This is a genomic window from Candidatus Streptomyces philanthi, assembly GCF_059553635.1.
On the sequence record NZ_JCANQV010000268.1, the window covers coordinates 1 to 7,797 of the forward strand.

At 66.9% G+C, this 7,797-nt stretch carries 8 protein-coding genes; 6 read left to right on the plus strand and 2 right to left on the minus strand.

What is annotated here, in order from left to right:
• The 5 genes from AC51EU_RS24070 to AC51EU_RS24090 all read left to right on the plus strand — a co-directional run.
• Positions 1 to 1,039: LCP family protein (locus tag AC51EU_RS24070; RefSeq protein WP_496269141.1), on the plus strand; the 1,039-nt coding region annotated here is incomplete at its 5' end.
• 591 nt (positions 1,040 to 1,630) lie between these two features.
• Positions 1,631 to 2,155: a DUF6879 family protein gene (locus AC51EU_RS24075; protein ID WP_496269142.1), complete on the plus strand. Its 525-nt coding sequence runs from the start codon at positions 1,631 to 1,633 to the stop codon at positions 2,153 to 2,155.
• A gap of 17 nt (positions 2,156 to 2,172) precedes the next feature.
• Positions 2,173 to 3,021: a helix-turn-helix domain-containing protein gene (locus tag AC51EU_RS24080; RefSeq protein WP_496269143.1), complete on the plus strand. Its 849-nt coding sequence runs from the start codon at positions 2,173 to 2,175 to the stop codon at positions 3,019 to 3,021.
• A gap of 330 nt (positions 3,022 to 3,351) precedes the next feature.
• On the plus strand, positions 3,352 to 3,834 hold the full coding sequence (locus AC51EU_RS24085; RefSeq protein WP_496269144.1) for a hypothetical protein: 483 nt from the start codon (positions 3,352 to 3,354) through the stop codon (positions 3,832 to 3,834).
• 74 nt (positions 3,835 to 3,908) lie between these two features.
• Positions 3,909 to 4,571, plus strand: coding sequence for a class I SAM-dependent methyltransferase (locus AC51EU_RS24090; RefSeq protein WP_496269145.1), 663 nt, complete (start codon positions 3,909 to 3,911; stop codon positions 4,569 to 4,571).
• Positions 4,572 to 4,776: 205 nt separating this feature from the next.
• On the opposite strand, the gene AC51EU_RS24095 is transcribed toward AC51EU_RS24090, so the two are convergent.
• Entirely contained in the window at positions 4,777 to 5,967 is a 1,191-nt protein-coding gene (locus AC51EU_RS24095) for an acyl-CoA dehydrogenase family protein (protein WP_496269146.1), read from the minus strand.
• A 262-nt stretch (positions 5,968 to 6,229) separates the two neighbouring features.
• On the opposite strand from AC51EU_RS24095, the gene AC51EU_RS24100 reads away from it, so the two are divergent.
• A complete protein-coding gene (locus tag AC51EU_RS24100; RefSeq protein WP_496269147.1) occupies positions 6,230 to 7,570 on the plus strand; it encodes a UDP-glucose dehydrogenase family protein in 1,341 nt (446 codons plus the stop codon).
• A 58-nt stretch (positions 7,571 to 7,628) separates the two neighbouring features.
• Here AC51EU_RS24100 and AC51EU_RS24105 read toward each other — a convergent pair.
• The coding region (locus tag AC51EU_RS24105) for a CGNR zinc finger domain-containing protein (protein WP_496269148.1) at positions 7,629 to 7,797 on the minus strand (169 nt) is incomplete at its 5' end.

A 7,797-nucleotide genomic window follows, 5' to 3' on the forward strand; every position in this document is an offset into this window, starting at 1 on the left:
CAACACCGGCCAGGTCTACGGCGGCGCCCCGGGCGGCGGCGGTGGCGCGGCCCCGCGCCCGGACTGGGGCCGCCGCATCAAGTGGACCGCGCTGACCCTGGTCGCCGTGCTCCTCGTCACGTCCATCGGCACCTACATCTGGGCCGACGGCAAGCTCCGCCGCGAGGTCGACCTGAGCAAGGTCATCGACCGGCCGGAGGCGGGCGACGGCACCAACTACCTGATCGTGGGCTCGGACAGCCGCGAGGGCATGTCGGCCGAGGACAAGAAGAAGCTGCACACCGGGTCGGCCCAGGGCAAGCGCACCGACTCGATGATGATCCTGCACGACGGCAGCAACGGTCCGACGCTGATATCCCTGCCGCGCGACTCGAACGTGGAGATACCGTCGTTCGTCGGTTCGCAGTCGGGCAAGAAGTACGCGGGGACGGGCCGGCACACCAAGCTCAACGCGGCCTACGCGGAGGACGGGCCCGAGCTGCTGGTGCGCACGGTCGAGTACAACACCCATCTGCACATCGACCACTACATCGAGATCGGGTTCGCGGGCTTCGCCAACATCGTGGACGCGATGGGCGGTGTGGAGCTGGACATCCCCAAGGCGTTCAAGGACAAGGACGCCGGGGCGGACTTCCAGGCGGGCAAGCAGACCCTGGACGGCTCCCAGGCACTCGCCTTCGTCCGCACCCGGCACGCCTTCGCCGCCAGCGACCTGGCCCGTACGAAGAACCAGCAGAAGTTCCTGGCCGCGCTGGCGAGCCAGGCGGCCACCCCGGGCACCCTGCTCAACCCGTTCACGCTGTACCCGACGCTCGGGGCGGGTCTGGACACCGTCATCGTCGACAAGGACATGAGCCTGTGGAGCCTGGGCCAGATGTTCTTCGCGATGAAGGGTGTGACGAGTGGTGACGGAAAGTCGATGAACATGCCGGTCTCCGGCAGCGTCGGCGGCAACCTGGTATGGGATCAGGCCAAGCTGAAGCAGCTCGTCGAGCAGCTCAAGAACGACGAGAAGGTCACCGTCACCAGCGATTCGTGACCGCCCGGAGCGGTGCGCGGAGAAGGGGTGGGACCGGCCGGTCCCACCCCTTCCGCATGCCCTGCTTCCGTCTGCCCTACGGCAGGTTGCGCGCCATGACGATGCGCTGGACCTGGTTGGTGCCCTCGTAGATCTGGGTGCTTTACGGCATTTAGCGCTCTGACCTGCACGAACATCCAATCTCGGGGGTGCTCCCCCAGGATTCCCCCATGATCGCTAGCGAGTCTCCCCTGGTCACGCCACTGTCTGCCGCCTCGCGCCAATGCAGACGCCGACCGCCCCGTACCCAAGTCCGACGACTGCCCTCTTGACCTGGGCGACTCCACAGGGTGAGGGTCGTGCAACCAGGCGCAACGCGCTCGACAGCGGAGGTTGTCATAGCACTACGGTTCGGCGGTAAAGATCCAGAGTCCGGGGATCACGGCTCTCCGGCCGTGTGGGTCGATGAGGACACGAAGGATCTCCTCTTCCAGGGATGGAAGTCGGACGAACAGACCACGAGCGAAAGCTCGGTGGATGTTCCGATCCCCGACCACGAAGCAGTGATCCGGGTACCGAAGCGGATGATCCCGCTTCTCAGGGAGGCACTTGATGTCGCAGAGCTTGACTAGCTTTGCTGACCTGCTCCGGGCGGCTGAAAGGTCAGCAGTCCATCTGGAGATGCGCGACGCCTACGGCGTAGAGATCGAGATCGAAGGGTTCGCGGCGTGGAGGGAGGGGCACCGCCTTAACCCCGACGACCGCAAGTCGTGGTGGCGGCCGTGGCTCGACCTCGTGCAGGAGGTCACGAGTAAGGGTGTGGTGATGCGGCGCGCCCGGATCGTCTCCGAGCCCGTGAGCGACTACATCCGCTTTGAGCACTCGGGAGCGTTCACGAACGTTGCTGCGGGGGAGCAGATCCGTTGGCTGCCTCGGCGGCACGCATCAGACCTGGCTCTGCCAGGAAATGACTTCTGGCTGTTCGACGGCCGATTGGTCCAGTTCAATATCTTTGATGGGGTCGGGCGGTGGGTCCACACCGACCAGACCGAAGGACCTGCCGTTGCGCAGCTCTGCGCCTCGGCATTCGAGGCGGTGTGGGAGCGCGCCATCCCGCACGACAAGTACAGCGTCTGACGCAGGCCGGCCGGTTCATGTCCTCGTCCCCACTCTCCAGTGCCCAAGCGGCACGCGCCGCTGTAGCAACCCGGTTGCAAGGCATCATGAAGGACGCCGGGCTTACGGGGCATGAACTGGCCGCCCGGTGTGGCTGGCACAAGTCCAAGTCCTCGCGGATCGCCCGTGGGAAGACTCCGCCCTCCGACGCCGATATTCGGGCCTGGTGCACGGCCTGTGACGCTGAGGATCAGATCGCCGACCTGATCGCGGCCTCACGCAATGCTGAATCCATGTACGTGGAGTGGCGGCAGATCCACCGCGACGGGATGCGCCGCGTCCACGAACAGACGGTGCCCCTCTATCAACGGACCCGCTACTTCCGCGCCTACGCCTCGAACCTCGTTCCTGGCATGCTCCAGACGGCCGAGTACGCAACGGGCCTGCTGCGCTCCATCACCGACTTCCAAGGCACCCCAGATGACGTTTCGGACGCCGTACAGGCCCGACTGGACCGCTCTCGTGTCGTGCGGGAGGGCGACCACCGTTTTGCGTTGCTGCTTGAAGAAGCGGTTCTCTACTACCGCGTCAGTGATGAAGCAGCCATGGCGGGCCAACTCGGCTACCTGCTGTCTGTGATGGCTCAGCCAAACGTCTCGCTCGGAGTGATCCCCTTCGGCGCCCGCCGTACGGTCTGGCCGCTGGAAGCGTTCTATGCCTTCGACGAAACTCAAGTGGCTGTGGAGACCTTGACGGCAGAGATCAATGTGACGGCCCCCGGCGAAATCCGCACGTACTTCAAAGCCTTCGGGGAACTGTCGAAGATCGCTGTACGAGGCCCCGAAGCCCGCGCCTGCATCACGAGGGCAATCGACTCGCTCGCGTGAATCCGTGCAACCGCGTGCAACATCGTGGACCCACAACTCAGCGGCTCCCTAACGTCTTTCGCACAGTCAGTTGACAGGCGGAGGCGGGCATGGCGATGACCATCGCGGTCTCTCGGGTGACAAGGGACGGCATCACGGAGCGGGTTCCGAAACACGAGGTGGCACCCGCTTCAGAGCCTTCGATGTCGAACCGCTTCCCGCGGTGTCGCTGTCCCATCCACGTGGACCGTCCGTGTGCTCCGGAGAGTGAGCGCCGCTTCCGGGACCGTGGATGAGCGAACGACCTGGTCCACAGGCTCCACGCACCCCTTCTACCTGGAGGTATGCACGATGAGCACGGCAGTTCAGACTCGCACCCGCGACCCGCAGATCATCCTCAACGCATTGGCGCACCGTGTGCCCCACCTGGTCACCGAGACCGAACCGACCTTGTGGGACCGGGAAATCGCGCTGCTCCTGCGCGACAACAGCGTCATGACCCGTGACACCGCCGAGCGGCTGCTCGGCCAGGCCATCGCCTACACGATCACCGCCATGGAGCGGAAGGGCGTGGACATGGGCGTCGGCTACACGGTGGACGTGGCCGTGCACGCCCTGATCTTGGACACTCCGCTGTACTTCGCTCTGTGCGACGAGTACAACGGCGGCCAGTACAAGCACCATGCGCCGCTGATCGAACGGCGCTGTGATGGCACCGCGATGCGTACTGCGGAGATCCTGCGGGACAACGGATTCGCCGTGGACGATGAACTGTGGGCCATGGACGCGGCGGAGTGCTCGCCGTGCGACAACAAGGTGCCCGACAGCCACTAGCACCCTCCTGTACGAGTGTCCCCGCCCTCCCTCGGGGCGGGGACACTGCACCAACCGTGGAACGAGGACGACAGTTGCCCGCTCAGCACAACATCGACTCCGAACGCGAACTCTGGGACGCCTTCGCTGAGAGCACCAAAGACAAGGTGTTCGACTCTGAACCCGTCTTCTGTTGGACGCAGTACTCCGGGCACGGTCCCGGCCCCGAACTGCTGGGGGACCCGGCAAGCGTGCTGGACATCGGGTGTGGCACGGGGCGAGCGCTTGCCTACCTCGCACAGCGGGGAGTAAAGGCAACGGGTGTGGACCTTTCTCCTGTCATGGTCGCGAACACGACTGAGCGGTGGGGCCGGTTGGGAGCGCGGTTCGTCTGCGCCGAAGTGCTCGACCACCTGAGCGCCAGCACGGAGAGCTACGACGCCGTTTACTCGATCTTCGGCGCCGCCTGGTTCACCGACCCGGCGAAACTGTTTCCTTTGATTGCCGACCGGTTGAAGCCGGGGGGCACGCTGGTGTTCAGCCAACCCCCAGCGATTCCCGGCGCGTACGGCCCGCAGGGGATGTACAAGGGCGGATTCGCGGGGAAGGCCATGTTCACCTACCGGTACAGCTTCACGCCCCGGAAGTGGGAAAGCCTCCTGATCAAGGCTGGATTCAAGGCAGCGGAAGTGCAGGTGCTAGAAGCTCCGGAGCAGGACCACATCGGAACTTTGATCGCCCGTGCTGTGGTGTCCTGAAAGGAGGTCGAAGCACATCGAGTAGGAGGGACGGGCGACCGGTCCCTCCTACTCGATTGTGCAGGTGAGAGGCGGTTTCCCGCCCAGCGTCAGCCCAGGATCTCCCCAGCATGACGCTCATGATCGGCCCGAAACGGACCCGAACGGGCCGGAAGCCGATCACAGTCCGCGAGCCATCGAAAATGACCGCTGACCTGCGAAAACCCTACTGCGGCAGGTTCCTGGCCATCACGATCCGCTGCACCTGATTCGTACCTTCATAAATCTGGGTGATCTTGGCGTCCCGCATCATCCGCTCCAGCGGGTAGTCGCGGGTGTAGCCGTAGCCGCCGAGAAGCTGGACGGCGTCCGTGGTGATCTCCATCGCGGCGTCCGAGGCGTAGCACTTGGCGGCGGCGCCGAAGAAGGTGAGGTCCTCGTCCTTGCCGCCGGCGGAGATCCGCTCGGACTTGGCGGCGGCCGCGTAGGTGAGCTGGCGGGCGGCCTCCAGCTTCATGGCCATGTCGGCGAGCATGAACTGGACGCCCTGGAAGTCACCGATCGGCTTGCCGAACTGCTTGCGCTCGCGGACGTAGCCCTTGGCGTAGTCGAGGGCGCCCTGGGCGATGCCGAGCGCCTGGGCCGCGATGGTGATGCGGGTGTGGTCCAGGGTCTTCATGGCGGTGGCGAAGCCGGTGCCCTCGGCGCCGATCATGCGCTCGGCGGGGATGCGGACGTTGTCGAGGTAGACCTCGCGGGTGGGCGAGCCCTTGATGCCGAGCTTCTTCTCCGGGGCGCCGAAGGAGACGCCCTCGTCGGACTTCTCGACGACGAAGGCGGAGATGCCCTTGGAGCGCTTCTCCGGGTCGGTGACGGCCATGACCGTGTAGTACTCGGAGACCCCGGCGTTGGTGATCCAGCGCTTGACGCCGTTGAGCACCCAGAAGTCACCGTCGCGGACGGCCCTGGTCTTCATCCCGGCGGCGTCGGAGCCCGCGTCCGGCTCGCTCAGGCAGTACGAGAACATCGCGTCGCCCTTGGCGAGCGCGCCCAGGTACTTCTTCTTCAGCTCCTCGGAACCGGAGAGGATCACCGGCAGCGAGCCCAGCTTGTTGACGGCGGGGATGAGCGAGGAGGAGGCGCAGACGCGGGCGACCTCCTCGATCACGATGACGGTGGCCAGCGCGTCGGCGCCGGCACCGCCGTAGGACTCCGGGACATGGACGGCGTGCAGGTCGTTGGCGACGAGCGCGTCGAGTGCCTCCTGGGGGAAGCGTGCCTCCTCGTCGACCGCGGCGGCATGCGGTGCGATCTTCGCCTCGGCGAGGGCGCGCACCGACTCACGGAGCATGTCGTGCTCCTCCGACGGCCGGTACAGGTCGAATGCGGCGGCCGAGTTCTTTCCCGCTGACGCCAAGGTGTCTCACTCCCCTGAGAGCTGGCCGCACTGTGCGGCATCCGCTAACTACCGTTAAGTAACCTGCGATCTCCCTCGGATTCTAGGCGTCCAGGGGCCGTTCGGGATACGTGAGGTACCCGACAGCCGGCCGGCCGGAGAGGGGCCCGCGGGCCGGTTCCCCGTGGTGGGCCCCGACTATGCTCGATCAGCGCCGTTCACCCGTCCGTCCCCGAACTTTCCCTACCGGCATTACGCACCGACGCCACCTTTTGGAGCAACCATGGCCCTCAAGATCACTGTGATCGGTACCGGCTACCTCGGCGCCACGCACGCGGCCGCCATGGCCGAGCTGGGATTCGAGGTACTGGGCCTGGACGTGGCCGCCGAGAAGATCGCGATGCTGGAGCGCGGCGAGGTCCCGATGTTCGAACCGGGACTGGAGGAGTTGCTGCGCAAGCATGTGGCGGGATTGGAGGGGTCCACGGGGCGGTTGCGCTTCACCACCTCCTACGAGGAGGCGGGCGCCTTCGGCGATGTCCACTTCGTCTGCGTCAACACTCCGCAGAAGCGGGGCGAGTACGCCTGCGACATGACGTACGTGGAGTCCGCCTTCGACGCGCTGGCGCCGCATCTGGACCGGCCGGTGCTGGTGATCGGGAAGTCCACGGTGCCGGTGGGCAGCGCGGCCCGGCTGGCGCGGCGGCTGGCCGAGCGGGCGCCCGCGGGGGCGGACGCCGAGCTGGCCTGGAACCCGGAGTTCCTGCGGGAAGGTTTCGCCGTCCAGGACACCCTGCACCCGGACCGCATCGTGGTGGGCGTGGCCAGCGAGCGGGCCGAGAAGACGCTGCGTGAGGTGTACGCGACGCCGGTGGCCGAGGGGTCGCCGTTCATCGTGATGGACTACCCGACGTCCGAGCTGGTCAAGACGGCCGCCAACTCCTTCCTCGCGACCAAGATCTCCTTCATCAACGCGATGGCGGAGGTCTGCGAGGCCGCCGACGGCGATGTGGTCAAGCTGGCCGAGGCGATCGGGCACGACGACCGGATCGGCAAGAAGTTCCTGCGCGCCGGTGTCGGCTTCGGCGGCGGCTGCCTGCCCAAGGACATCCGGGCGTTCATGGCCCGCGCCGGTGAGCTGGGCGCCGACCAGGCGCTGACCTTCCTGCGCGAGGTCGACTCCATCAACATGCGGCGCAGGGGGCACATGGTGGAGATGGCCCGCCGCGCGGTCGGCGGCGCCTTCCTCGGCAAGCGGGTCGCCGTGCTGGGCGCCACGTTCAAGCCGGATTCGGACGACGTACGCGACTCCCCCGCGCTCAATGTCGCGGGCCAGATCCACCTCCAGGGCGGACAGGTCACCGTCTACGACCCGAAGGGGATGGCGAACGCGCGGCGCGAGTTCCCGACGCTCGGGTACGCGGAGAGCGCGCTGGAGGCGGTGCGCGGCGCGGACGTGGTGCTGCATCTGACGGAGTGGCGGGAGTTCCGCGAGCTGGACCCCGCCGCCCTCGGCGAGGTGGCCAAAGAGCGCCGCGTCCTGGACGGGCGCAACGCCCTCGACCCTGAGCTCTGGCGCGCCGCCGGCTGGACCTATCGCGCGCTGGGCCGCCCGCAGGCGTAGCCTCCGCGGCCCTCGGCGGGGCCCGGTGCCGTACGACGGCGCCGGGCCCGCTTCCGTTTCAGCCGGACTCCGCGCGGCGGGCGCGGTAGGTCCGCATCTTCGCCCGGCTGCCGCAGACCGCCATGGTGCACCAGCGGCCGCGGCCGGCCGGGCTCCTGTCGTAGAAGACCCAGCGGCAATCGTGGGCCTCGCACGCCTTGAGGCGGGTCCAGGTGCCGTCGGCCGTC